14 protein-coding genes and 4 pseudogenes are annotated in these 24828 nt (G+C 68.4%); 11 read left to right on the forward strand and 7 right to left on the reverse strand.

All coding sequences use genetic code 11. The annotated features are described in order from the left end of the window. Nucleotides 1-357: 357 nt before the first annotated feature. Both QFZ76_RS17400 and QFZ76_RS17405 read right to left on the reverse strand, forming a co-directional pair. Complete coding sequence (locus QFZ76_RS17400) at nt 358-714, reverse strand: hypothetical protein (RefSeq protein WP_307674607.1); 357 nt, start codon at nt 712-714, stop codon at nt 358-360. A gap of 55 nt (nt 715-769) precedes the next feature. Next, entirely contained in the window at nt 770-1546 is a 777-nt protein-coding gene (locus QFZ76_RS17405) for an aminoglycoside phosphotransferase family protein (protein WP_307674608.1), read from the reverse strand. A 358-nt stretch (nt 1547-1904) separates the two neighbouring features. On the opposite strand from QFZ76_RS17405, the gene QFZ76_RS17410 reads away from it, so the two are divergent. Together QFZ76_RS17410 and QFZ76_RS17415 are read left to right on the forward strand one after the other, a co-directional pair. Continuing rightward, a complete protein-coding gene (locus QFZ76_RS17410; RefSeq protein WP_307674609.1) occupies nt 1905-3017 on the forward strand; it encodes an alpha/beta fold hydrolase in 1113 nt (370 codons plus the stop codon). A 1-nt stretch (nt 3018) separates the two neighbouring features. Beyond that, a complete protein-coding gene (locus tag QFZ76_RS17415; RefSeq protein WP_307674610.1) occupies nt 3019-5400 on the forward strand; it encodes a GMC oxidoreductase in 2382 nt (793 codons plus the stop codon). 142 nt (nt 5401-5542) lie between these two features. Here the strand turns inward: QFZ76_RS17415 and QFZ76_RS17420 are convergent, their stop codons facing one another. Both QFZ76_RS17420 and QFZ76_RS17425 read right to left on the reverse strand, forming a co-directional pair. Beyond that, nucleotides 5543-8293, reverse strand: coding sequence for an AAA family ATPase (locus QFZ76_RS17420; RefSeq protein ID WP_307680041.1), 2751 nt, complete (start codon nt 8291-8293; stop codon nt 5543-5545). A 165-nt stretch (nt 8294-8458) separates the two neighbouring features. Further along, a pseudogene (locus tag QFZ76_RS17425) lies at nt 8459-9349 on the reverse strand (BTAD domain-containing putative transcriptional regulator); the annotation flags it as partial. On the opposite strand from QFZ76_RS17425, the gene QFZ76_RS17430 reads away from it, so the two are divergent. Further along, on the forward strand, nt 9348-9899 hold the full coding sequence (locus QFZ76_RS17430; protein ID WP_307674611.1) for a peptidoglycan-binding protein: 552 nt from the start codon (nt 9348-9350) through the stop codon (nt 9897-9899). The pseudogene QFZ76_RS17425 and the gene QFZ76_RS17430 overlap by 2 nt on opposite strands. 266 nt (nt 9900-10165) lie before the next feature. Beyond that, nucleotides 10166-10861 (forward strand): DUF4232 domain-containing protein, encoded by a 696-nt coding sequence (locus QFZ76_RS17435; RefSeq protein ID WP_307674612.1) that lies wholly within the window; start codon nt 10166-10168, stop codon nt 10859-10861. 91 nt (nt 10862-10952) lie between these two features. Here QFZ76_RS17435 and QFZ76_RS17440 read toward each other — a convergent pair. Continuing rightward, nucleotides 10953-11120 (reverse strand): annotated as a pseudogene (locus QFZ76_RS17440) (TetR family transcriptional regulator); the annotation flags it as partial. Between the two features lie 415 nt (nt 11121-11535). On the opposite strand from QFZ76_RS17440, the gene QFZ76_RS17445 reads away from it, so the two are divergent. Then, nucleotides 11536-14559 carry an RICIN domain-containing protein gene (locus QFZ76_RS17445; protein ID WP_307674613.1) on the forward strand — a complete coding sequence of 1008 codons (3024 nt, stop codon included), beginning with the start codon at nt 11536-11538 and terminating at the stop codon, nt 14557-14559. Between the two features lie 323 nt (nt 14560-14882). Here the strand turns inward: QFZ76_RS17445 and QFZ76_RS17450 are convergent. Together QFZ76_RS17450 and QFZ76_RS17455 are read right to left on the reverse strand one after the other, a co-directional pair. Next, nucleotides 14883-15479, reverse strand: a pseudogene (locus tag QFZ76_RS17450) (VanW family protein); the annotation flags it as partial. A 1251-nt stretch (nt 15480-16730) separates the two neighbouring features. Then, nucleotides 16731-17960, reverse strand: a complete 1230-nt coding sequence (locus QFZ76_RS17455) for a helix-turn-helix domain-containing protein (protein WP_307674614.1) — start codon at nt 17958-17960, stop codon at nt 16731-16733. 207 nt (nt 17961-18167) lie between these two features. Between QFZ76_RS17455 and QFZ76_RS17460 the strand changes: the two genes are divergently transcribed. From QFZ76_RS17460 to QFZ76_RS17485, 6 genes and pseudogenes are all read left to right on the forward strand, one after another. After that, entirely contained in the window at nt 18168-19631 is a 1464-nt protein-coding gene (locus QFZ76_RS17460) for a class I adenylate-forming enzyme family protein (RefSeq protein ID WP_307674615.1), read from the forward strand. Between the two features lie 81 nt (nt 19632-19712). Further along, nucleotides 19713-21524: a DUF3556 domain-containing protein gene (locus tag QFZ76_RS17465; protein ID WP_307674616.1), complete on the forward strand. Its 1812-nt coding sequence runs from the start codon at nt 19713-19715 to the stop codon at nt 21522-21524. Between the two features lie 46 nt (nt 21525-21570). After that, nucleotides 21571-22986 (forward strand): NAD(P)/FAD-dependent oxidoreductase, encoded by a 1416-nt coding sequence (locus QFZ76_RS17470; RefSeq protein WP_307674617.1) that lies wholly within the window; start codon nt 21571-21573, stop codon nt 22984-22986. Nucleotides 22987-23401: 415 nt separating this feature from the next. Further along, a pseudogene (locus tag QFZ76_RS17475) lies at nt 23402-23856 on the forward strand (winged helix-turn-helix domain-containing protein); the annotation flags it as partial. A gap of 292 nt (nt 23857-24148) precedes the next feature. Further along, a complete protein-coding gene (locus tag QFZ76_RS17480) occupies nt 24149-24412 on the forward strand; it encodes a type II toxin-antitoxin system VapB family antitoxin (protein ID WP_307674618.1) in 264 nt (87 codons plus the stop codon). Beyond that, a complete protein-coding gene (locus QFZ76_RS17485; protein ID WP_307674619.1) occupies nt 24409-24822 on the forward strand; it encodes a PIN domain nuclease in 414 nt (137 codons plus the stop codon). Before QFZ76_RS17480 ends, QFZ76_RS17485 begins: the two co-directional genes overlap by 4 nt. Nucleotides 24823-24828: the final 6 nt, after the last annotated feature.

Below are 24828 nucleotides of genomic sequence, written 5' to 3' on the forward strand. Positions count from 1 at the left end.
GCCCTCGACGTCAATGTGTCCTGCGGGCTGCGAGCTACTTCGCGACGTGTCCATGCGGTCCTCCGGTGAATTGGCTGTGGTCGACGGTTTCCGGCGCTCGCGCGGGTCACGCTCCTCCTGAGACGGCGACGCATTCTGTGCGCAGGGGGCGTGCCGGCCCGGCGATCCTGTCCTTGCTTCCGGTTTCGATGATCGCGGTCGCCATGTCGTCTCCCGCGGTGCGCGCGAGTGCGCTGACCAGGCCCGACTCTATGGACAGCGAGCTGCAAGCGAATCTGTCGTCGTATCGGTCACGGGGATGGCGAGGTTCGGAACGCAGGCAGCACGAGCGCTCCGGCGACAGCAGCCATGAAGCTTTCAAGCAAAGGGACCTTTACGGAGGGCGCCAGGAGCAGGCCGCGCGCCGCGGGCCTCTGGATCGACGCCTCCCTGGAGCACTCCACAGCCGCCATGGTCACCAAGCTGTTCGACCAGGCCCGAAAAGCGCGACCCGACGCACGGCCGCCGCTGGATCGTGCTGGGCGACGGCGCCAACCACCAGCTGGAGTGTCTGGAAAGAGAAGCCGCCGGACGCGGCGTGGACATCGACATCATCGTTTCGACTTCGTGCACGTGCTCGAACACCTGTGGAAGGCCGCCGAGGACCTGCACCCCGCCCAGCCCGCCCTCGCCGCCTTCGTCCAGGCCACAGCCCGCGACCTGCTGGAGGGCCACGCCCCGCGCGTGGTCGCCGACCTGCAGGCCTACCAGCGGCGCCCGCACCGAACGGTCAGTTCTCGAACAGGCTTCGGTTCGACTGGCTCCAGACCACCCTGCCGTCGAGTTCCTGGAGCAAGCCCTCAGCGACCCAGGTCGCCTGGGGTTCGTGGCCTTGCCCCGCCAAACGGCGGACGAGTTCGAGGTTCTCCTGCTGCCTGGCGATGACGGCATCAACCATGCCGGACGCCGCGGGAAGGCCGTAGGCAGTGCAGAACAGTTCCAGGCGTCTGCGGCGGGCGGGCGGTTCCGAGAAGCCCAGCCACCTCAGGCACTCGGCGTCGCTGCGGAAGGGGGCAACGTACTCGAGCGCGTAGGCCACATCGTGCAATCGCGGAGCCGGGCGCGCAAAGTCCCAGTCGATGATCCCCACGGGCCGGTGGCCCTGCCACACGACGTTCCACGGACCGAAGTCTCCGTGGCAGATCGCCTCGCCTTCGACCTGCCCGCCACCCGTGCCGACGGCCCAGGCCGCTCCCTCCGGCGGGGAGAAGCCCACGGTCGCGTCGTGGTATTCACGCAGCAGCCGGGCAAACGCAGACAGACCTTGCTCGTTCACCACGTTGGCCCAGCCCGCCGACCCGGACTCCCCTTCGAGATAACTCAGGACCTCGCGGCCCTGCTCGTCGAACCCCAGGGCTCGGGGCGCGTACGGAAAGCCCACCGCTTCCAGATGTCGCAGCAGTGAATGAACCGTCGCAGTCCATGGCTGAACGGGCCTGCGGATCGTGTCACCGATACGCACGATCTGCCGATGAGGGTGATCTTGCACAACGTCTTCGCTCGCCACCCGCATGACGCTACCCACGTCGCGAACGGCGCAGCACATGGGTAACTGCGAGCAACGATCAGCGGCCAGACACTTCCCCGCGACAGTCTCTCCACAGCCCAGGCAGCAGCCATGTCTCGCCCTACCCCGGCCTGCGCGCGCGAGGTTCCGGCATCTGCGCCGCCTCTGCTGCCGGCCCGGTACTCGACTGGCCACGCCGTGGATGGCAGCCCCATGCCGACACAACAAGGAAATCGAGCGCCGTGACCTGCCGATTTCAGGTTTTCCGCAGGTACACCGAAGCCGGGAGCGCCACGATGACCTCTGCCTGGCCGCCGACGCCATCGTGGGGCGGACGACCGACTGAGGGGGGACAATCATGCCGATCCACAAGGGCGCCGCCGTCCCCCGTCACACCACAACCGGCGTTCCCGACGCCCAGGTCACCGTCCACCCCGTCACCACGGACGACGGACTCGGCCTCCAACTGACCCGTTTCCGCCGGGCGGAGTGCGACGACGTCGTACTTCTCGTACATGGACTGACCGCGTCCAGCGACCTGTTCATCATGCCCGAGCACCGGAATCTGGCGACCTGCCTCCTCGACAACGGTTTCGCGGACGTATGGACGCTCGACATGCGGATGAGCAACCGCTTCCCGTACAACACGGAACCGCACGCACACACCCTCGACGACATCGCCCTGTACGACTACCCGGCCGCGCTCGCCGAACTGCGCCGGCATGTCGGCGAACGGCGGGTGCACGTCGTGGCGCACTGTCTCGGGTCGATGACCTTCCTCATGAGCCTGTACGCCGGCGCCGTACGGGACGTCACCAGCGTCGTCACCAGCGCGGTCGGCCTGCTGATGCGCGTACCGGCCTGGTCTCGCTGGAAGCTGGCGTACGGCCCCGCGCTCGTCGAGGGCGCGCTCGGACTGTCCCAGCTCGACCCGCGGAGCGGCGACGCGGCCTGGTTCAGCCGGAGCGGGTTGTTTGCCCGTCTGGTGTCACTGGCGCACCCGGAGTGCGACAACCCGGCCTGCCACATGGTGAGCTTCATGTGGGGCACCGGCTGGCCCGCGCTCTACAGCCACGACAAACTCGACCCCGTCACTCACGACCGCGTCGCGGACCTGCTCGGCCCTGTCGGGCTGGGCTACCACCGGCACATCGGCAGGATCGTACGAGCGGGTCGTGCCATGAAGTACGACGCCGCCGAACCGCGCCACGCGCGCCTCCCGGACGACTACCTCGCGGCGGCGGCCAAGGGCGGCCCACCGGTGCTGTTCCTGACCGGCGAGCACAACCGCGTCTTCGGGGACTCCGTCGTCCAGGAACACGAGGCGATGTGTCGGGATACCGCTGACCCCGACCGCTACGAACTGTTCGTCGCCCCCGGCTACGGCTACGTGGACACGATCATCGGCCGGGACGCGCACCGGGACGTGTTCCCGCACCTCCTCGACTTCCTCCACCGAAGGGCTGTATGAGATGACGGAGTCGCACGCCGAACACGTCGAAACCGTCGTCGTCGGCTCGGGATTCGGCGGCTCCGTGGCCGCGTACCGGCTGGCCGCGGCCGGACAGCAGGTGGTCCTGCTGGAACGCGGACGCGCCTACCCGCCCGGCAGCTTCGCCCGTTCCCCGGCCGAACTCGGCCGTGCGTTCTGGGACCCGCGGGCAGGCCTGCACGGCCTGTTCGACGTGTGGAGCTTCCGCGCCTTCGACTCCGTCGTCGCCAGCGGACTGGGCGGCGGATCGCTCATCTACGCGAGCGTGCTGCTGCGCAAGGACGAACGCTGGTTCGTCGACGAACAGCCGCTGCCCGGCGGCGGCTACGAGGCCTGGCCCGTCGGCCGCGCCGAACTCGACCCGCACTACGACGAGGTCGAGCGGATGCTCCGCCCGGTCCCGTACCCGCTCGACCGCCCCGGCTACACGGACACACCCCGGGCGCACGCGATGCGTGAAGCGGCCGAACGGCTGGGCCTGACGGCGGAACGGCCGCCGCTCGCGATCAGCTTCGCCCCGAAACCGGGCGCCGACCCCGAGCCCGGACTGCCGATGGCCGACACCGACCACGGCAACCTGCACGGAGTCGGTCGCCGTACCTGCCGGCTGTGCGGTGAGTGCAACCTCGGCTGCAACGACGGCGCCAAGAACAGCCTCGACCACACCTACCTGTCGGCGGCCCGGCGCCACGGTGCCGACCTGCGCACCGGACACGAGGTGCGCGCGGTGCGGGCACTCGCGCGAGGCGGTTACGCGGTGGATTACGTCAGACACGGAAGACACGGACCAGATGGCGAAGGGGGAGGGGAAAGGGGTGATCCGGACGGCCGCCGCGGGGACGGAGGAGTCGCGTCCGGATCACCCCACACCTCCGGATCACCCCGTACCTCCCGAACGCTCCGCACCATCAGCTGCGACCGTCTGATCCTCGCCGCCGGCACCTACAACACGGTCTCGCTGCTGCTGCGTTCCCGCCGGAACCTGCCCGGTCTGAGCCCGGCGATCGGCAGCCGGTTCTCGACGAACGGCGACCACCTCGCGTTCGTGCTCCGGGCCAGGCGGGGCGACGAGCCCCGGCCGATGCGTCCCAGCCGCGGTCCGGTCATCACCAGCTCCATCCGGCTGCCCGACGAACTGGACGGCGTACCGGGCGCGGGGCGCGGAGGGTACATCCAGGACGCGGGATACCCGGGTTTCGTGGAGTGGCTCGTCGAAGGCGCTCACGCACCGCAGGGAGTCTCCCGGGCGGCCCGCTTCCTGGCCGGAAGGCTGCTCGACCGGATCTCCCGCGCCCCGGACCCCAGCCTCTCGGGCGCGTTCGCCGAGCTCCTCGGCGACGGCGCGTTCACCGGTACGTCCCTGCCGCTGCTCGCGATGGGCCGAGATGTGCCGGACGGCGAACTGCGCATGCGCGGCGGCCGGTTGGACAGCAGCTGGACGGTACGGGGCGGCAGCGCGGCCCAGTTCGAGCGGACGCGCACACTCATGCGGCAGATCGCCGGCGCGCTCGGCGGCGGTTACGCCGACCATCCACTCTGGCACCGGGACCGCGTCCTCACGGTGCACCCGCTGGGCGGCGCCCCCATCGGCCGGCACCCCGGCATCGGGGTCTGCGATCCGTACGGCGAGGTCTTCGGCCACCCGGGCCTGTACGTGGCGGACGGGGCGGCGATGCCCGGCCCGGTGGGCCCCAACCCGGCCCTCACCATCGCGGCCCTCGCCGACCGTATGTGCACCCGCCTGCTGGAGCACCGGCCCGCCACTCCACAGGCGGTCGCGCACCGCACGTACCCCCGCCGCACCTCGCTCCAGTTCACGGAGGAACTGCGCGGACGCTACGCACACGGTGCGGACGGGTCCCGTACCGAACCGTTCGCGTTCCGGCTCACCGTCACGGCCGACGACGTGGACGCCTTCCTGGAGGAACCGGACCACGAGGCGCGCGCGGACGGCTGGATCGACAGCCCCTCCTTCGGAGGGCGCCGCCCCGTCCTGCACGGCAGCGTCCGCCTGTTCACGGACGGCCGCGGCACGATGTGCTACCTGCTCCACTTCACCGACGCCGACGGTCACCCCCGCACCTTCGCCGGCCGCAAGGACCTGGCGCCCGGCGCCCCGACCCGCCTGTGGACCGACACGACCAGGCTGGCCTTCCGCGTCCTGAACGGACACGTCCACGAACCGGGCGGGACCGACGCCGAGCTACTGGGCACGGGGACGGTGAATCTCGGCGCCACCGATCTCGCCCGCCTGCTCACCACGTTCCGCACAACGGGCCCGCACGGCACCGCGGCACTCACTCGCTTCGGCCGCTTCTTCGCCGGCGAACTCTGGAACACCTACGCCCTGCGGCGCCCCTGAGAAGCTCGAAACCCACAACGTCGCCGCCGCCCTCCGGGCCGACTCCGTCGACCAGCGGCTGAACTCCCGACGCTGAGCGGGACAAAGCCCGAGCGTGCCCCTCGGAGCACTCACTCCAGCAGAGCTTGTGCTGTCGGGAACCTCATGTGCCGGGTGTCGTACCAGCTGTCGGAGGCGAGGGCCGGACGGCGATTCGGTGGTGTTCGTGATCAGCCAATTCGGACAGGGCGAGGGTCCCGCAGGTATCCGCCAGGGCTTTCACCTGTTCCAACTCGGCGAGTGCTTCGGCCTGGCGGCCGGAGGCGGACAGTGCGGTACCGGCGGTCAGCCGGGCCACGGCCTCGTTGAGGGGCATCCGGGCCGCACGGAACTCGGCAGCGGCCTGGCACGCGGTGAAACCCGCCGCCGGGTTCTGCCGGGCGAGTTGTACCTCGGCGCGGGCCAGCAACGCGAAACCGCGCCAGCCGGGCGACAGGTCGAGCCCCGCGGCAGCGGCTGCTCGGTCGGCCCACGTCTCGGCAGCCGTCACGTCACCCAGGGCCAGTTCCGCGACAGCCAGCAGCCGGAACCACATCGGGCGGACCGGGGCTTCGAACCCGAGCAGGTGCGGGCCGCCGCCCGCTTCGAGCACCTTGCTGACACAGCCCTCCGGATCGCCGTTGAGCAGCAGCGTCTGGCCGAGCATCCCGACCATCGCCGACCGGTGCGCGCCCGGTGCGGGGCCGGCCGAAGAGAGTGACTCCTCACAGATCTTCAGTGCTCCGACGAAGTCTCCCCGCCACATCAGGACAGCCGCGCTCACCACCTCGGCCAACGAGCGCGGCTCGCCGCTGCCGACGAGTGACGCCGCCTCCAGGGCGTCGTCGGCGTAGGCCGCCGCCTCGTCCAGGCGTCCGAGCCACAGGTAGGCGTAGGCGGAGGCGGCGAAGAGATCGGCGAGCACGAGGCTCTGGCCGGTGCGGCGGGACATTTCCAGGCCTCGACGGAGATGGCGCAGTGCGGGGTCGTAGCGTCCGTGGAGCATCTCCGTCCAGCCCGTCATGACGAGCGTGTCCATCTGCCCGGCCAGTTCCTGGTCGTCGGTGTCGTCGAGCACTTCCACCACGGGGCCGAGGTAGTCGGCCGCCCGGGCGTCGCCCGCGAAGGTATGCGCCAGGGCCAGGAGAGCGCGGACCGCGGTGGTCTGCGGCGGGTCGCCGATACGTTCCGCCGACCGCAACGCGCGTTCGCCCCAGTCGATCGCCGTGGAGAAGTCGTTCTTACGAAGGGCCACCACCGCGACGCCCAACTCCAAAGTGGCGGTCTCAGGCTGCAGTTGGCCCTCGTGGTCCGCCAACTCCCCCAGCAGCAGAGCCGTGGCCTCTTCGTACCGGCCGAGCGCCCACTCCATGGTGGCTCGTAGGGCAGTCACCTGGGCCCGTCGGCCCCGGGCCCGCGCGGGCAGGAGGGTGGCGGCCTTGCGCAGGACGGCGCGGCTTTCCAGCAGTCGTCCGGCCATACCCAGCGCTTCGGCCTGCTGGAGCCACAGTTCGGGCCGCAGTCGACTCTGCTCGCCGAGCAACCGCAGGGCTTCCTGTGTCCAGTGCGCGGCGGTGGCCGGCGCGATCGTCATCACCTGACGGGCGGCCCGTACCAGTACGTCGACGGCGTGTTCGTCTCCTACGCGCGCCGAACGCTGAACGTGCGACGCCTGGGCGGTCAGCGGTGCGCCGTGCAGGGCCAGGCCGTCCGCGGCCCGGGTGTGCGCCTCGATCCGCCAGCCGGCGCTCGCCCCCTGGTACACCGCTGCCCGCACCAGCGGATGGCGGAACCGGAACTGGCGCGTGGAGCCGACCTGGCGTACGAGGTCCCGCTCCGCGACCTCGTCCAGGGCGGCAAGGGCCTGTGCCTCACCGGTCCGGGCCACGACTGCCACCATGCCGGCTTCAAAAGAGTCGCCGAGCACCGCGGCCGCCTGTGTACAGACCCTCGCAGTGGCCGACAGACCTCCCAGCTCCTCCAGCAGCGCGGCCCGCACCGACTGCGGCAGATCGCCGACGACAGGTGCCGAGGCGGCCGGCACCGCCGGCGGGCTTTCGTTCCCGGCGCTTCGGGCCAGCGCCTCCAGATAGAACGGGTTGCCGCCGCTGGCCTCGTACAGCCGTTGGAAACGCCAGTGATCCGTCCTGGCCCCGCACAGCTCCGCTCCCTCGGCCGGAGACAGCGGACCCAACTCGACTCTGGCCACTCTTCCCTCCGTGCCTGCCCGGGCCAGCGCTGCGGCCAGTCGCGACGGGGCCTGCCGGGGACGGTAGGCGAGGGCGAGCAGCAGCGGTGTCCTCGGCGGATGCCGTACCAGATGGTCGATCAGCTCGGCTGTACCGTCATCCGTCCACTGCAGGTCGTCCAGGCTGAGCACGAGCCCGCCGTCGGCACTCAGCGTCTCCAGCAGCGTTCGCACCGCCCGGTGGAACCAGTACCGTTCGACCTTCACCGGCTCCGGACCGGTCGGGAACCGGTCACAGAGCGCGGGGAAGACCGTACTCAGCAGGGCGAACGCGCCGGGCGGTAACCCGTCGTGCCGGAGCCGGAGGAAGTCCTCATGGCCGAGGTGGTCGTCCAAGGCGTCCACGAACGCACCGTAGGGAGCCCGGTCGAACTCCACGCTGCGGCCGGCCAAGGACACGAAGCCGCGCTGGCTCGCGCGCTCGCCCAATTCCCCGAGCAGCCGTGTCTTTCCGATACCCGGTTCCCCGACCACCTCGAGCACCCCTGGCGCACCGGCCAGGGCATCCTCGATCGCGCCGTCGAGGACCGTCAACTCCGCTGCCCGCCCGACCAGGTGGCTCCCCGTCCGGGGACGCCGCGGTGTCGGCGGGCCGGGGAGGTCGGCGCCGCCCCGTGGGGTGCGCACCGGCGGGGGCACGGGTAACGGGCGCGGCACGAGAGCGGGTGCGGACCCCGGACCACGCCCGGCGGCTGGGACGGCGGCTGGGACGTTCAGTGCGGGGTCGGTGGTGAGGATCTGCTGGTGCAGTTGCCGAAGCCGGAGGCTGGGGTCACAGCCGAGTTCTTCGGCCAACAGCAGCCGGATCTGCTGGTAATGGTTGAGGGCATCGGCCGGGCGGCCGCAGCGGTACAGGGCGAGGATGAACTGACCGGCCATCCGTTCGTCCAGTGGGTGTATCTCCACCCGGGCGGACAATTCGGCCAACAGTCCGGTGTGGTGACCGCGGCGGAGCCGAACGTCGGTGTGGTCCAGTTCGGCCGCGATCCGTTCTTGGTCGACCGCGTCGCGGAGGGCGTTGATCCAAGGGGTGTCCAGACCCGCGAAAGCGTTTCCCCGCCAGAGGCCGAGTGCCTGCCCGAACAGGGTTGCCGCTTGCTCGTCCTGCTCGTTCCGCACGGCCGCCCGGGCCCGTGCGGCAACGTCACGGAAACGATGCAGATCCACTGCCGTCGCCTCGACGTCGAGGACATAACCACCGGATCGCCGGACGATACCCGCCCCCTCGGCGACGGCCAAAGCTTGCCGCAGACGGGAGAGGTAGCCGTAGAGCGTGTTCCTGACCCGCTGCGGATGACGGTCGGCCCAGACGCGGTCGACAAGCTGGTCCACCGAAACCACCTGGTTGGCGTCCACCAGCAGCACTGCGAGCACACACCGCTGCCGGGCGTGACCCAGATCGACGATCCGTCCGCCCACACGCGCCTCGACGCTGCCGAGCAAAGCGAACTCAACCGTCACAGCACGCCCCCCGAGTCTCAGTTCCCACCCTGGCATAGCACCTTCGACCAGCCCATTCAACGTTTGTCCAAGCTTCACCGACGGTAGGCCGCGCACCTTGGTCCAGGACAGGAACGGTGCGACACACAACTCGGAGACGCAGCTCGGCAGTCGACGCCCTCTGGAATCCCGCCGCGACCGCACACCCACGTCATCCACACCCACCGCAAAGGGGACACCCATGAACTCACTTGGGAAGCGGACCAGGTCGGCCGCATGCGCGGTCGGCCTGCTGACCGCCGCCACCCTCGCCCTGAGCGCCTCACCAGCCTCCGCGAACGGGACCTACAGCGGTCTCGCCTACGTCTACGGCGCCGGTACCTACGTCGACGACTGGAGCAACGAGGGCGATCTGTCGACCAGCGTCAACACGTCTTCGAACGCCACCTGCCTGTGGCAGAAGATCTTGTGGGCGGAAGGCGCCATCGAATCGGACGGCACGCTCTTCGACGCCGCGGACATTGACGGCGTCTTCGGCGCGAACACCAAGACCGCAACCAAGTGGTATCAGGCCAAATACGGCCTGCCGAGTGACGGGGTCGTCGGGAAGGACACCTTCGGAAATTCGGGGGTGTTGGGGCTGAGGGACTACACCGGCGACGGCGCCGTTGAGACCTACCACGGCGACAGGTACGACATCAACGTCACCCGCGACAGCGAGGGCCGGTACAACTTCTACGACGGCGACGGCAACGCCCGTCTCGCCGGCTACAACTACCGGACCTGCAGCTGAACCCCGCACCCTGAGGGCTGAGCGCACGTGCCCGTCCTGCGGGGAGGACGGGCACACCCGGTGTAGGCGCGACCGACATGATGCCAGGAGCCGTCACACCCTTGGACGAGGCCGATATCGCAGCTTTCCGGAGGGTCCCGCACGACGGAACCGTCACCCTCATGTGCGAGAGCCGTAACAGTCCTTGCGGGAGGCGTGAATCCGAAGCCAGGGTGAGCATCCTGTCAAGACCAATCCCAGTACGTCAGCAGCCACGGGGGCTCACGATGCGCACTTTCCGCAAGACCACCCGCGCCAGGACGCTTGGCGCCCTTGGCCTCACCGCCGCCGCACTGCTGACCGCCACGGCCTGCGAGCCGAGCGACGACAAGGCCGGCGTCACCCCGCCGCCGAAATCCACCACCTCCCCTTCCGTCTCCGCGTCCGCGCCGGCTGTCCCCTCGACTTCCGCGCCGTCCTCTGCCGAGACTTCCACGCCGGGCCGTCCGGGCGAGGCCGCGGACGACCCCACGGGCATCGACGGCAACTGCCCCGACGACTACACCGACGTCAAGGTGGAGTGGGCCGTGCCACCCACGAAGGACGACTCGAAGCTCCTGCTGACCGTCACCAACACCAGCACCAAGCCGTGCAAGCTGCGGACCTATCCGGTCCTCCGGCTGGATGACGGCGACGGCCGGCTCGTCGCGGTCTTCGAGAACTCCAAGCCGCAGACGGAGGTGACTCTCGCACCCGGCAAGGAGGCGTACGCCGGTCTGCTCTTGCGCCAGAGCAACAAGGACGTCAGCACCCTCGTGAAGAATATGGCGCTCGCGCCGCACGGTCAGAGCCCCGACACCAACACGGGCGAGGGTGTACTCCTGGAGATGCCGAAGGGCGGCGTGCGCGTGGACGACAAGGCCCGCGTGACGTATTGGAACAGCAGTTCAGAGGCCGCCGTGTCGCCGCTGTTCGCCCACTGACGGGGCCGCCGGACGCCGGCTGTCCCGCGGTCTGCCACCGCACTCGAGGGGCCTCGTAGATTCCGGGGCCCCTCAACCGGCATGAAGACGACAGCGCCTGCCGGTTCGCGAACCGGCGGTGCACCGTGATCCTTGTCAGCCCCGCCGCCTCGGCGATCTGCTCCATGGAAGCGCCGGCATCCTGGGCGAGGACGCGCTCGGCCGCCTCCAGAATCGCGCGCACACTGCGCTCGGCATCTGCCCGCAGCGCTCGGCCCATGCCTGTCTCCCTGCTGCGGCAGGCGCGCGGTGGTGACCGGCGAGCTGCGGCAGCCACGGACTGCCGCCTGGCTCGCACGGAGCATCGGTCCGCAGCTCGCCGAGCGGACCGCTACCGGCAACTGGGCACGGAGGGAGACTTCGCCGAACTCACCTTCCCTCGCGGAGCCGTTGGAAGCGCCGGCCCGTACGGCGACTGGCCAGTATCGACGCACCCGCGCCGACACGGCAGGCACCCGGAACCTACTGGCACCTATGCGGCGTTGTCCCCGAGTTGTCCGAGCTGTCAACTCGCTTTGCCGGATCTATTGACTTGTCCTCCCGTCCGTCACTACCGTCTCGCAGAATTTCGAACGATGTTCGTTATCTCGAACAGCAGCCATGTCTCGCATGAGTGCCCAATGGAGGACACCTCTATGCGTCACCGCCTCAGACCCAGCACCCGCCTGGTGGCCGCCCTGTGCGGCTCGACGCTGTCCATGGCCCTGTTGACCGGGGGTCCGGGGGCGACCCCCGCCCAGGCGGCCGACGACCCGAACGCGGTCGCGCTCGACAAGGACGCGATCCTCGCCGCCAACCAGCTGGACGAGCGGCAGTGGTACAAGGACAACATCCCTTTCCTGGACACCCCCGACAACGACATCGACGATGTCTACTACTACCGGTGGAGCACCTACAAGCGTGCGCTCCGCTACACCGTGCCGGGCACGGGTTACGTGTCGACCGAGTACGACGTGCCGATCGGCTATGCCGGGAACCCGTACACCGCGCTCCCGGACGCCACCGGTTACCACCTGCTGGACGGGCGCTGGCTGCGCAACCGGGACTACACCGGTGACTACCTGGACTTCTGGCTGCGCGGGGCGGGCAACTCGGGCGCCCGCAACTTCAGCGAGTGGATCACGAGCGCCGCGTACCAGCGTTATCTCGTCACCGGGGACGCCGCTCAGATCAAGTCCGCGCTCCCCCACCTCATCGCGCTGTACAAGCGGTGGGACTCCAACTTCAACACCGACGTCACGGTGAACGGCACGCAGTCCACCAGCGACCTGTACCACCAGAGCCCGCTGTCCGACGCCACGGAGTACACCGAGACGTCGATGCACAGCAGCAACTGGTTCAGCGGCGGCCGCGGCTACCGGCCCACGATCAACGCGTACATGTTCAGCGCCGCCCAGGCCATCAGCAAGATCGCCACGCTGAACGGCGACACGGCGACCGCGAACGATTACGACGCCAAGGCCGCGCAGCTCAAGTCGGCCGTGCAGAACTCGCTGTGGGACCCGCAGCGCAACTTCTTCATGCAGGTCTACAACACGGACACCACCAACGGCACCCTGAAGCAGACCAGGACGACCTGGCGGGAGCTGATGGGCTACGCCCCCTGGGCGTTCAACCTGCCCGACGCGCAGTACTCGTCGGCGTGGAAGTACCTGACCGACGCCAAGAAGTTCAAGGCGCCGTTCGGGCCCACCACCCTGGAGCGGACGCACGACTTCGAGGCCGAGCAGGCCACCCGCAACCACGCCAACCTCTTCAGCTCGTCGACCGCCTCCAACGGGCAGTACGTCGGGCAGATCGACTTCGACGACAGCTACGTCACCTTCACCGTGGACGCGCCCGGCGCCGGGACGTACCCGGTGACCGTGCACTACGCCAACGGCACCAGCGGCACGTCGACCCACAAGCTCATCGTGAACGACGACACCGCCAACCCGATCACGGTCAGCTACGCGCCCACCGGGGCCTGGCAGAAGTTCTCGGAGTCGCAGGCCGTCACCGTGCAGGTCCCCATGAAGGCCGGCGCCAACACGCTGAAGTTCGCCAAGGGCACCAGCTACGCCGAACTCGACCGGATCACGGCGAACCCGTACTTCAACTACGAGGCGATCCCCGCCGAACAGAAGCGCGACGACGCCAACTGCTGCCACTGGAACGGCCCGAGCTGGCCGTACCAGACGAGCCAGGTCCTGACGGGCATGGCGAACCTGCTGCAGGACTACCCGGCACAGAGCTACGTCACCAAGGCGGACTACCAGACGATGCTGGCGCAGTTCGCCGACCTCCAGCACAAGGACGGCAAGCCCTACATCGCCGAGGCCGCCGACGGCGACACCGGCGCGTGGATCTACGACGGCTTCAACTTCAGCGAGAACTACAACCACTCCAGCTTCAACGACCTCGTGCTCTCCGGTCTGCTGGGCATCAAGCCCCAGGCGGGCAACACGCTGGTACTGAAGCCGCTGATCCCGTCCGGCTGGGACTACTTCGCGGCGGAGAACGTGCCCTACCACGGGCACACCCTCTCGATCCGCTGGGACCGTGACGGCACGCACTACGGCAAGGGCACCGGCCTGCAGGTCTTCCAGGACGGCGTACGCATCCACCAGTCCTCGACGGTCGGCAACACCACCGTGAACGTGGCCGCCCCCGTCACCCCGGCGCCGACCACGCGGCTGATGAACGTGGCCGCCAACCCGCTGACCGCCGAGCAGGACTGGCTCGGCCGGACCATCACCCAGCCCTACCCGAAGGCCTTCGCCTCCTACACCAACACCGTCTCCAACGGTCCGCACTGCCACAGCGGGCAGACCTGCAAGCCCACCACCTTCGACGCCCCGCTGCGGGCCACCGACGGCTGGATCCGCTACGACAAGATTCCCGACGACCGGTGGACCAACTCCGGCTCGCCGAACGCCACCGACCACCTCGGCGTCGACTTCGGCGCCCCCCGGAAGATCAACGAGGTGAAGTTCTACACCTATGACGACGGCGCGAACATCCGCGCCCCGGGGAGCTACACCGTCCAGTACCTCAGCAACGGCTCGTGGGTGAACGTCCCGAACCAGACCAGGAGCCCTGCCACCCCGGTCGCCAACAACGCCAACGAGGTGACCTTCCCGACGATCACGACCTCCCAGTTCCGGGTCGTCTTCACCCCGCAGGCCGGCAAGTTCGTCGGCGTCACCGAGCTGGAGTCCTGGTACCCGGAGACGCCGGCCGTGAAGATCGTCAACAAGAACAGCAACCTGGAGCTCGGCATCTCCGGCTCCTCGATCGCCGCGGGAGGCGCCGCCCAGCAGCAGACGGCCGACGCCACGGCCAACCACCAGTGGAGGATCGTTCCCGCCGAGAACGGCTACTACAAGATCTTCAACTCCAACAGCGGCCAGGTGCTCGGCATCAAGGACGCCTCCAAGACGCCCGGCGCCACCGCACTGCAGTGGGGTGACACGCTCACCGCCGACCACCTCTGGTCCGTGGTGGACGCGGGCGGCGGCTACTGCAAGATCATCAACAAGAACAGCGACATGGCCCTGGGCATCCAGGACATGTCCACCACAGCCGGGGCCCAGGCCTTGCAGTGGGACGACAACGGCACCGCCGACCACCTGTGGCGCATCACCACGGCCGACGGATCCACACCGTTCAACTCCTGACCGACCGTCCGCCGCGGTACTGCCGTCGTCCGGGGTCCGGAATTCCGGATCCCGGCCGGCGCTGTCGCAGCGGGGGCATACCCCGTGACTTCGGGTCGGTGCCGAGTCCGCTGCTGTCCTTACGTCCCGAACGCGCCGGGACGGCCTCGCCTGCAAACAGGTTCGTCCCTGGATGTTCAGCGGTTTCGGTGCGACGCGTGGTCACCGAGACCGCCATCCGGGACCCGAGTGCCCGTCGATGTCGACCTCGCCAGGTCCGCAGCAGAACGTCCGAGTGATCCCTCGCGGCCGTCCGGCTCGCAGGCCAGGCCGGCCCTGTCGGATCAGTGGGGGTCTTCGCAGATGATCTCGTCACGCGGGGTGTAATGCGTGCGGAACGGCTCCCGCTTCACTTCGTTGCCGTCGTTGTAGAAGACCCGCTCGACGGTGACGTCGAAGCCCTCGAGCGGGGTCTGCGGCACACATTTCTTGTCCGCACTCACCCTCTGCTCCGGCTGTTTCACATGGGTCCGTGGTCCCTTGACCGACTTGATCTCGTCGTAATTCCTGGTGCCGAGGAAGGTGACGGTCACCGAGGTGTCGGTGGACTCGGCCTGGATGTAGATGGCGTTGCCGGAGTCGTTGGTGAACCTGAGATCGAGGCTGCCCCAGGCGACCGTCGCCTCACGGCCCTCCGGGTAACGCTCGATGTAGACGGAGTGGGCGCCGTACTCCACGGGCTTGACCCCGGCGAAGAACATCGCATTGAACATGGTCGTGGCCACGGCGGAGGCACCACCGCCGGGCGCCTTGGTGAACTGGTCGTCGAGGATCATGATGCCCTCGACAAAGCCATTGGCCTCGGTGCGCTCGCCCACGGTCCGGTTGAAGCTCCAGGTCTCGTCGGGCATGACGACGGAGCCGTTGATGAGATCCGCTGCAAGCCAGCTTCGGCCGCTGGACCTGCTATGCAAACAGCTTGGTCGTTTCCCACCGCCGGGTAACGCAGAGGCACCAGGGATCGTGGGTATCGGACTCCGGAAGCGTGCAGCCCCCGCAGGCGCTGACGCCAGCCCTCCTTGGTGTCAGGCAGGGCGGCGACAGACCTGATCTGTGGCACCTTCGGTACGCGCATGCCCGATGACGCAACCGTTCGGCAGGGGCAGAGAACCTTCTCCCAGCGCCGCACGCCCTGGAGGCTGCGGTCACCACCCTGCTCCCGGTCGCAGGTGTGTACGCGGCACGGCAGTCGAGCGACTCGTTGGTACAACCGGGCCGTTTTCAGTTCGGGCAGTTTCCGCCCGACGCGCACCAGCCCTCACGCCCCGATGCCGACGCGATCGGGCTCCTCAAAGGTGAGGCTGAACCCGGTCAGCAGTCCCCGCACGGAAGCCTCTCGGGCGGCCGGACAGAGATCCTGCGGAAGGTGGTCAGCGGACCTCACCGAAACCTTGCGTCCCCAGCGCGTCCTCAGGACCACGAAACAAAGCCGAGGAGATGCTGCCGACTTGTCGGCCCGAACCCTGATCATCAGCATTACCGCAGGTCAACGCAATGCCTGCTCGCCGGGGCAGCAAGGGTCTCGCCCCGCTCCGAAGTCGCGAGCAGCGGATTCAGTCCGTTGAGCGGTAGTTGACGCTCCGACACCTAACGAGGAACGTTTCCGCAGGTCAGAAGCCTACACAGGTGGGGCGGGTGGGACTCGAACCCACGGCCGACGGATTATGAGTCCTTTGAGGATCTTGGCGGTTCTTGCCGATCCGTGCCGATCCATGACGTTCTTGCAGTTCAAACGGGGTGAGCCTGGTCGGCGCTCCTTTGTCTTTGTCGGTCTGTTCCTATCCTTGCGTCCTGAACGCGTCCCGAATCCCTCGCTTGGCCAACGAGATCCGGCCGCACCAAGTCGTTGCCCCAGCCCAGAAAGAGCTCTCGAACTCGCGCGCAGCGGATTTTCCTTCCACTGCACAGAAGCTCCACCCTGATCATCGGGGGCAGAGGCTCTATGGACGTTCAAGTGGTCCCGGCGCAGACCAATCCCCGGCGCCATGTGAAGACGTCCCGAAGACACGGGATCTTCAGGGGCCACTGGAAGCGTCCTGCTGGGGCCGCTGCTGGGACCGTTGAACAACGTCGCAGCCATTCGTACCCCGCGGAGCCACTTCGAGTCCGTGCACTGAAGCCCGAAGAATCACTTACAAACACCTGAGTCCTAGCTGCACGCAGGCCAGCAGGGCCACCTCGGTGTCCAGTCTGTTCTCGGTGAGCGGGTGGCCGAGTATGTCCTCGGCCTTGCGTACGCGGTAGTGGACGGTGTTCTTGTGGACGTGCAGGCGTGCGGCGGCGTCGGTAAAGCTGCCTCGCGCCTCGAGGAAGACTTGCACGGTCTGGCGCAGGCGGACCGTGGCCTCATCGTCGCGCATGAGGTCGCCGAGGACGCGTTCGGCCCAAGCTCTGACATCGGCGAGGTGGCCGACGAGGAGGCCGGCCAGTGCGACCTGGGAGTGGAGGACGAGTACGCGGTCGGGGACCGCTCCGGTGGCGGCTACGCTGCGGGTGCGTTGTGCGTCCCGGAACGTCTGCCGGAATCCGTCGAGTCCCGAAGACACGTCACCGACGGCGATACGGAGTGCGGGGTACTCGCGGAGCTCGCCTTCGAGTCGATGAACGTCGAGGATCGGCTTGCCGACGGAGGAGATCCACGCCCAGCAGGTCTCCTCGTCGGCGGAGATCGTCAGTGGCACCTTGCCGATGGCCGCGGCCAGCATCGCCGCGCCCGCGCGGAGCTGGGCCGAGACATGGCCGGCCGATCCGGGCCCGGTCCAGATGATCGCGGCGAGGTGCCATCCGCGCAGAGACGTCGACAGCATCTTCTCGGCCGAGGCGAGGTCGAGTCCCTCGGTGTCGAGCACGGCGCGGACCTGGGCGGCGCGAGTCGCGTCGGAGCGTGCGTCCCAACGTCTGCGTTCGTCCTCGTAGATGTCGATGACACCCTCGACGACCTGGTCGATGTAGCTGTTCGTCAGGAGCGTGATTCTGCTCGTTGCCGTCAGCGCCTCGTCTGTGGACAGGTCGAGGTGCCGAAGGGCGGCCATCGCCCACTGCCCGAACATGTGCTCGCCGAGGCGGTAGGCCCGCAGCAGCCCCTCCAGGGACAGATCGTGCTGGGCGAAACGGCGGGCGTACTCGGCCGCGGCCGGCGGCACGGTGATGTCGTCGAGGGAGATGTTCAAGGCCAGCATGTCGACGATGGCCGTCAGGTTCGACGAGGTGCTGGCGATCATCAGTTTTCGTACGGCGTCGTCGTGGCGGAACTCGGGGATGACGTCGACGAACATCGAGGTCATCCCCGCGGTCAGGTTCTCGAGATCGGCCTGGATGCTCCTGGCGACATCCCGCACGACCACGTCGACATGGGTGCTCACACGGGGACGATACCCAACAATTCCCGCACGGAGGCACCCGGCGGCGCGGCGAACTCGCCCACATGTTCGACCGTTCTGTTCTCGCTTTGTGTCGGCGACACAAAACACCGGCCCTGCACTGGGATGCAAGCCCATAGTCGGCCGCGTGCGCCCAACCTATCTTTTCCTCACTACCTTCGTCACGGTACGACTCAATGATGAGGAAACGTGCTGCACATCTCTGAATTGCCTGATGTCCGGGCCGCCCGGAACCCCACGGGCCCCTGCATTGAGGACGACCACGAGCAGCTGGACAACCGGGATTTCCTGGCGCGTGTCAGAAACACGGCGGCCGCCCTGCGCACACACGGAATAGGTGCTGGGGACGTGGTCGCGGTGATTCTGCCGAATCGCTTGGAACTCGTCGTCATCATGTTCGCGGCATGGCGGCTGGGCGCCGCGGTCACACCCGTGAATCCCGGGCTCGCCGATGCGGAGGCGCGGCATCAGATCGAGGACTCCGCGGCAAAGGTGGTGATCGCCGACGACAGTTCCCGCGCCTTCGGGACGCTCGACGTGGCCGCCGTGACGGACGCCCCGCTCGCGGATGACGGCCCAGCCCCCTACGCCATTGCCTGTGCATCCGACTCCCTCGCCCTGATCATCTACACGAGCGGCACCACGGGGCGTCCGAAGGGCGTGATGCTCGACCACGCCAACGTCGCCGCGATGTGCCGGATGATCATCGACGGCATCGGTCTGGACGAGACCGACCACAGCTTGTTGATCCTGCCGTTGTTCCACGTCAACGGAATCGTGGTGAGCGTGCTGTCGCCGCTGCTGGCGGGAGCGCGGGCGACGATCGGGGGCCGGTTCAGCACGTCGACGTTCTTCACCGCGGTCGAAAGCGCCCGGCCGACGTACTTCTCGGGGGTGCCGGCGATCTACGCGATGCTGATGTCGCTGCCCGACGAGGTGCGGCCGGACACCTCTTCGCTGCGCCGGGTGATCTGCGGGGCCGCACCGATGCCCGCCGAGCTGATCGCCCGGTTCGAGAACCGGTTCGGCGTGCCGGTCGTCGAGGGCTACGGCCTGTCCGAGGGCACCTGCGCCTCGACGCTGAACCCGCCCGCCGGGCCGCGCAAGCCCGGCACGGTCGGGCTCCCGCTGCCCGGTCAGACCGTCGCCGTGATGGACGACGAGGGCAACCTGCTCGACGACGGGTCGGCGGGCGAGGTGGTGGTCCGGGGTCCGAACATCATGCGCGGCTACCTCGGACTGCCGGACGAGACGGCCAGCACCGTCATCGACGGCTGGCTGCACACCGGCGACGTCGGGCGCTTCGACGCCGACGGCTATCTCGTCCTGGTCGACAGGATCAAGGACATGATCATCCGAGGCGGGGAGAACATCTACCCCAAGGAGATCGAGAACGTTCTGCACACCCACCCGGCGGTACTGGAAGCGGCGGTGGTCGGCGCCCCCGATCCGGTGCTCGGCGAGCTCCCGGTCGCGCACGTCGTGCCGCTGCCGGGTGTGGCGGTCACCGCCGGTGAACTCATCGAGCACTGCCGTGGCTCGCTGGCCCGGGCCAAGGTACCGGTAACGGTATTTGTTACGGATTCCCTGCCGAGGAATCCGGTGGGGAAGATCGATAAACGGATTCTTCGTTCGATCACGGTGAACCCGTAGAGGATTCACTCTCGGTATTGACCCAGAGATTTTCGGGTGCGGGCCGCCATGCCAAAAAACAGTAGAAGAAAGGCCAGAACAATGGGGTTCAAAACAGGCAACTTTCCACCCGTCGAGCAGGAGGAATTCCTGGAGAAGCCACTTCAGGAACGACTGAGAGTACTGGCCCTGCACTGGGTGGAATACGGCTTCGGTACACCGAAGGTGATTCCGACGACCTACGTGGTCAAGGTTCTCTTCCTCTACTTGCTCGCAGGGGCGGCCCTGACGACCTGGACCTCGGATGTCGGCCCGTTCTGGAACGTCATGAACTGGTGGAACGAGCCGGTCGTCTACCAGAAGCTGGTGCTGTGGACGGTCTTCCTGGAAACGCTCGGGGTGGCGGGGTCGTGGGGCCCGATCGCCGGCAAGTTCAAGCCGATGACCGGCGGGATCCTGTTCTGGGCCCGGCCGGGCACCATCCGGCTGCGGCCGTGGAAGCGGGTGCCGTTCACGGGTGGGGACCGCCGCACGGCCGGTGACGTACTGCTCTACCTGGCCTTCCTGGTGTCCCTGCTCCTGGCGGTCCTCCTGCCCGGTGTGCCGACCGCGTCGCTCACCGAGGCGCTGCCGGACAACACCTCCGGGCTGGTGCGCCCGGCCCTGCTGGTTGCACCGATCGTCCTCTACGTGCTGAACGGCCTGCGGGACAAGACGGTCTTCCTGGCCGCCCGTGGCGAGCAGTACCTGCCCGCGTTGGTGTTCTTCGCCGTCCTGCCGTTCACCGACATGATCCTCGCGGCGAAGCTGCTGATCTGCATGGTGTGGATAGGCGCGGGGGTGTCGAAGTTCGGGCTGCACTTCACCAGCGTCGTCCCTCCGATGATCTCCAACAGCCCGTGCGTCCCGTCCAGGCGGATCAAGCGGCTGCACTACCGTGACTTCCCCCGCGACATCCGCCCGTCGAAGGTCGCGACCTTCATCGCGCACGTCGGCGGCTCGACCGTCGAGATCGTCACCCCGCTGGTGCTGCTGTTCTCCACGAACCGCTGGCTCGCGCTCGCCGGTGCGGTGCTGATGGTTGTCTTCCACCTGTTCATCACCTCCACGTTCCCGCTGGCCGTGCCCCTGGAGTGGAACCTCCTGTTCGCCTACATCGCGGTCTTCCTGTTCCTCGGCTTCCCCGCCTGGGACGGGTATGGCATCGGTGACATGTCCTCGCCGTGGCTGACCGTCGGGGTCGCCGCCGGACTGGCGTTCTTCCCGGTCCTCGGAAACCTGCGCCCGGACCTGGTGTCGTTCCTGCCCTCGATGCGGCAGTACGCGGGCAACTGGGCCTCCGCGCTGTGGGTCTTCGCGCCGGGCGCGGAGGAGAAGCTGAACTCACTGCCGCACCGTCCGACGAAGAACCAGGTCGACCAGCTCCAGGCGATGGGCTACCCGCCGGCGGTCGCTGAGATCACTATGCAGCAGACGATCGCCTGGAGATCGATGCACAGCCAGGGCCGCGGCCTGTTCTCGGTGCTGCTGAAGAACCTTCCCGACCTCGACCGACGCACTGTGCGGGAAGCGGAGTTCGGCTGCAACTCGCTGATCGGGTTCAACTTCGGCGACGGCCACCTGCACAACATCGACCTGATCAACGCCGTGCAGGCGCAGGTCGGATTCGCCCCCGGAGAGTGGATCGTCGTATGGGTGGAGTCGCAGCCCATCCACCGCGGAACGCAGCACTACCAGGTGATCGACGCGTCGCTCGGAGTGATCGAGCGGGGCACGTGGAAGGTCGCCGACGCGGTCAAGGAGCAGCCGTGGCTGCCGAACGGCCCGATCCCGCTCGACGTGACCTGGACCCGCGAGCAGTCGGCCCCGGCGTCGCCGGTGCGGACCGACGTGAAGGAACAGCTGGCGCCGTAGGTCAACCGCGGGAACCGCGGCCGATTCCCCAGGAAAGCAGGACGACATGAGCACAGCGACCGTGGTTGGGGCCGGCCCCAACGGCCTCGCCGCCGCCATCACCCTGGCCCGGGCGGACGTACAGGTCACGGTGCTGGAGGCGGCCGACGAGATCGGCGGCGGCACGCGCTCGGGTGAGGCGATCCTTCCCGGGCTGCTGCACGACCACTGCTCGGCCATCCACCCGATGGCCGTCGGGTCGCCGTTCCTGCAGAGCCTCGGTCTGGACCGCTACGGGCTGAAGTGGACGCTGCCGGAGATCGACTGCGTCCATCCGCTCGACGGTGGCACTGCCGGGGTGTTGCACCGCTCGGTCACCGAGACCGCCGCGGGTCTCGGTGCCGACGGCCGGCGCTGGCAGCGCCTGTTCGAGGGCCCGTCATCGTCGTACGACTTCCTGAGTGAGGACATTCTCGGGCCGCTGCTGCGCATCCCGCGGCATCCCGTACACCTCACCCGCTTCGGCGTCCCCGCGCTGGCCCCCGCGTCCCTGCTGGCGAAAACCTTCGCGACCGAGGAGGCCAGGGCCCTGTGGGGCGGCGTCGCCGCGCACGCCTTCCACCCCCTGCACCGTCCGCTCAGCGCCAGCATCGGGCTCGGCATCCTCACCGCCGGGCATCGGCACGGCTGGGCCGTCGCGGAAGGAGGATCGCGCCGCATCACCGACGCCATGGCGGCGCTGCTGCTCGACCTCGGCGGAAAGATCGAAACCGGCGTCCGGGTCCGGACGGTGTCGGACCTGCCGCCCACGGACGTGACCATTTGGGACGTGACGCCCACGGCCTGTGCGGACATCCTGGGGGACCTGCTGCCGCCGCGGGTCGCGCGGGCCTACCGGCGGTTCCGTTACGGACCGGGGGCGTTCAAGGTCGACTTCGCGGTCGACGGCGGAGTCCCCTGGACCGCCGACGCGGCGCGGCGGGCCGGCACGGTGCACATCGGCGGCACGTTCGCCGAGATCGCCTCCACCGAGCGTGAGATCCATGCCGGACGGATGCCCGAGCGGCCGTTCGTCCTGGTCGGGCAGCAGTATTTGGCCGACCCGTCGCGGTCGGTCGGCACCGTCCACCCCGTGTGGACGTACGCCCACGTGCCGAACGGCTACTCCGGCGACGCCACCGAGGCGATCACCGCCCAGATCGAGCGGTTCGCCCCGGGATTCCGGGACCGGATCATCGGTACCGCCGTGCGTACCACGCCCGGATTCGCCGCGCACAACCCGAACTACGTCGGCGGCAACATCATGACCGGCGCCAAGGACATACCCCAGCTGATCGCCGGTCCGCGCCTGACTCTGCAGCCCTACGACACCGGGCGGCCCGGCCACTACCTGTGCTCCGCGGCCACGCCGCCCGGCCCCGGCGCTCACGGAATGTGCGGTGCCCATGCCGCCGCACGAGCCCTGCGCCACCTGCGCGAGTGAACTCGCCGAAGGCCGCACGAGCTGAAGTACAGCTCTGGCCCGTTCCCGGTACGGGCCGTTCCCGGTACGGGCCGTTCCCGGTACGGGCCGTTCCCACCGCTCCGGGACCAGTTACAGAGGCGGCCCCGTGATCCAGAGGTCGCGCCGCGGCCTGGTCACCTGCCGCCACACCGCTTCGACGCCATCTCTCAGCACTCGAGCAGCATCGACAAGATGGCCCGAGGGCCACTTCCGATTCCCTGCGTCCTGCGAGCGTCCCGAATTCAGTAGCAAGCCACTCGCACACGCCACGTGCGGCGGCTTTTCCGCTGCTATTGATCCGAAACGGTAGGCGTTCTGGGTCGTTGATCCCTGCGTGAGTGAACTGGTAGGGGATGCGCGGCAGTTGTCGCCGTCGGCGCAGGAGGCCCTTCGGCTGCGGGCGGTGGCCGCGTTGGTGGCGGGCCGGACTCGCGAGGAGGTCGCGGCGGTGTTCCAGGTCTCGCTCAAAGCCGTGGACAACTGGTGGGCGAAGTGGCTGGTCGGCGGGCGCGAGGCGCTCGTGGCCCAGCCGCGTGGGCGCCGGGTCGGGAACACCAGGTTCTCGATGCGGTCGAGCAGCGGGCGGTTTGGCAGGCCGTGCTGGATCACCGGCCCTGTGACCTGGGGCTGGCTGGGCAGCTGTGGACGCGCGCCGGAGTAGGGGACCTGATCGTGAAGCTGTACCGGGTGCGGCTGACCGAGCAGGGCGTGGGCAAGTACCTGCGCCGCTGGGGCCTGTCGTTCCAGCGCCCGGACAAGCGGGCCGTCGAGCAGAACGCGGAGGCGGTGCGCGTCTGGCGGGAGGAGACCTGGCCGGCGATCCGTGCTGCGAACCGACGCCCAGGCGGCGCGCGTCCATCGCCACTTCCAGGAGTGCTCTGACGGCCGAGGTGGCGCGCTCGTAGCGGTTGAGGAGTTCGGGCGCGCCAGCCAGATCCTGGGCCACCCGCCCGCCGTCACTGACGCGGCTGAGGGCGTTGGCCAGCAACCGGTCACCATCCCGGGCGAGGACGGCGGCCGCGGCCAGGGCCTTGGCATCGAAGGTTTCCGGGACGGTCAGGGTGTGGCCGGAGATATACAAAGGATCTTGTATATTGATACACTCCAATTGATACATCCCGGCCCTGTGGAGGAGGTCATCATGAGTCGGACGGTCATCGATCTCGACGACGAAGCGCTGGAGGAAGCAGCCAAGGAACTCGGCACCGCCACCAAGCGCGACACCATCAACACCGCACTGCGAGAAGTCACGGCCCGCTACCGGCGTCTGCGCGCGCTCGAGGAAGCCCGTGAACTGGCGGCCGACGGCGCTCTCGACATGAATCTGCTGCTGGACAAGCGCGCGTACCGCCCCATGAGCACGGGCTCGGCAACCGACGACCGCGGCACCGGAGCGGACGAGTGACCGTCGCCGACTACCTCATCGACACCTCCGCCCTCGCCCGCGTCCTACTCCGCCAGAACACGGCCGAATGGGATGACAGGATCGGCGCCGGCCTCGTCGCGATCTGCGACCTCACCGAACTGGAAGTCCTCTACTCGACCCGTTCGACCGCAGACCGCACCCGCTTGAAGGCGGCACTCGACGCCCACTACACATGGTGCCCCATGCCGGACGGCGTCTACCGCCGCTCCCGCACCGTCCAGGAGCAACTGACCGCCAAGGGGGAGCATCGCAGCGCAGGCCCCGTCGATCTCCTGGTGGCCGCCGCCGCGGAAGAAGCGGGACTCACCCTGCTCCACTACGACCGCGACTTCGAGACCATCGCCCGTACGACAGGGCAGCCGGTCCGCACGATCGACGTCAGACAGTAGAGCCCG

This window comes from Streptomyces sp. V4I2, assembly GCF_030817655.1.
GTDB classification, from domain to species: domain Bacteria; phylum Actinomycetota; class Actinomycetes; order Streptomycetales; family Streptomycetaceae; genus Streptomyces; species Streptomyces plumbiresistens.

Excerpts from the sequence above, each read along its gene's own strand:
- QFZ76_RS17410 (WP_307674609.1), top strand. The coding sequence starts at position 1,905 with ATGCCGATCCACAAGGGCGCCGCCGTCCCCCGTCACACCACAACCGGC.
- QFZ76_RS17415 (WP_307674610.1), top strand. The coding sequence starts at position 3,019 with ATGACGGAGTCGCACGCCGAACACGTCGAAACCGTCGTCGTCGGCTCG.
- QFZ76_RS17430 (WP_307674611.1), top strand. The coding sequence starts at position 9,348 with ATGAACTCACTTGGGAAGCGGACCAGGTCGGCCGCATGCGCGGTCGGC.
- QFZ76_RS17435 (WP_307674612.1), top strand. The coding sequence starts at position 10,166 with ATGCGCACTTTCCGCAAGACCACCCGCGCCAGGACGCTTGGCGCCCTT.
- QFZ76_RS17445 (WP_307674613.1), top strand. The coding sequence starts at position 11,536 with ATGCGTCACCGCCTCAGACCCAGCACCCGCCTGGTGGCCGCCCTGTGC.
- QFZ76_RS17465 (WP_307674616.1), top strand. The coding sequence starts at position 19,713 with ATGGGGTTCAAAACAGGCAACTTTCCACCCGTCGAGCAGGAGGAATTC.
- QFZ76_RS17470 (WP_307674617.1), top strand. The coding sequence starts at position 21,571 with ATGAGCACAGCGACCGTGGTTGGGGCCGGCCCCAACGGCCTCGCCGCC.
- QFZ76_RS17480 (WP_307674618.1), top strand. The coding sequence starts at position 24,149 with ATGAGTCGGACGGTCATCGATCTCGACGACGAAGCGCTGGAGGAAGCA.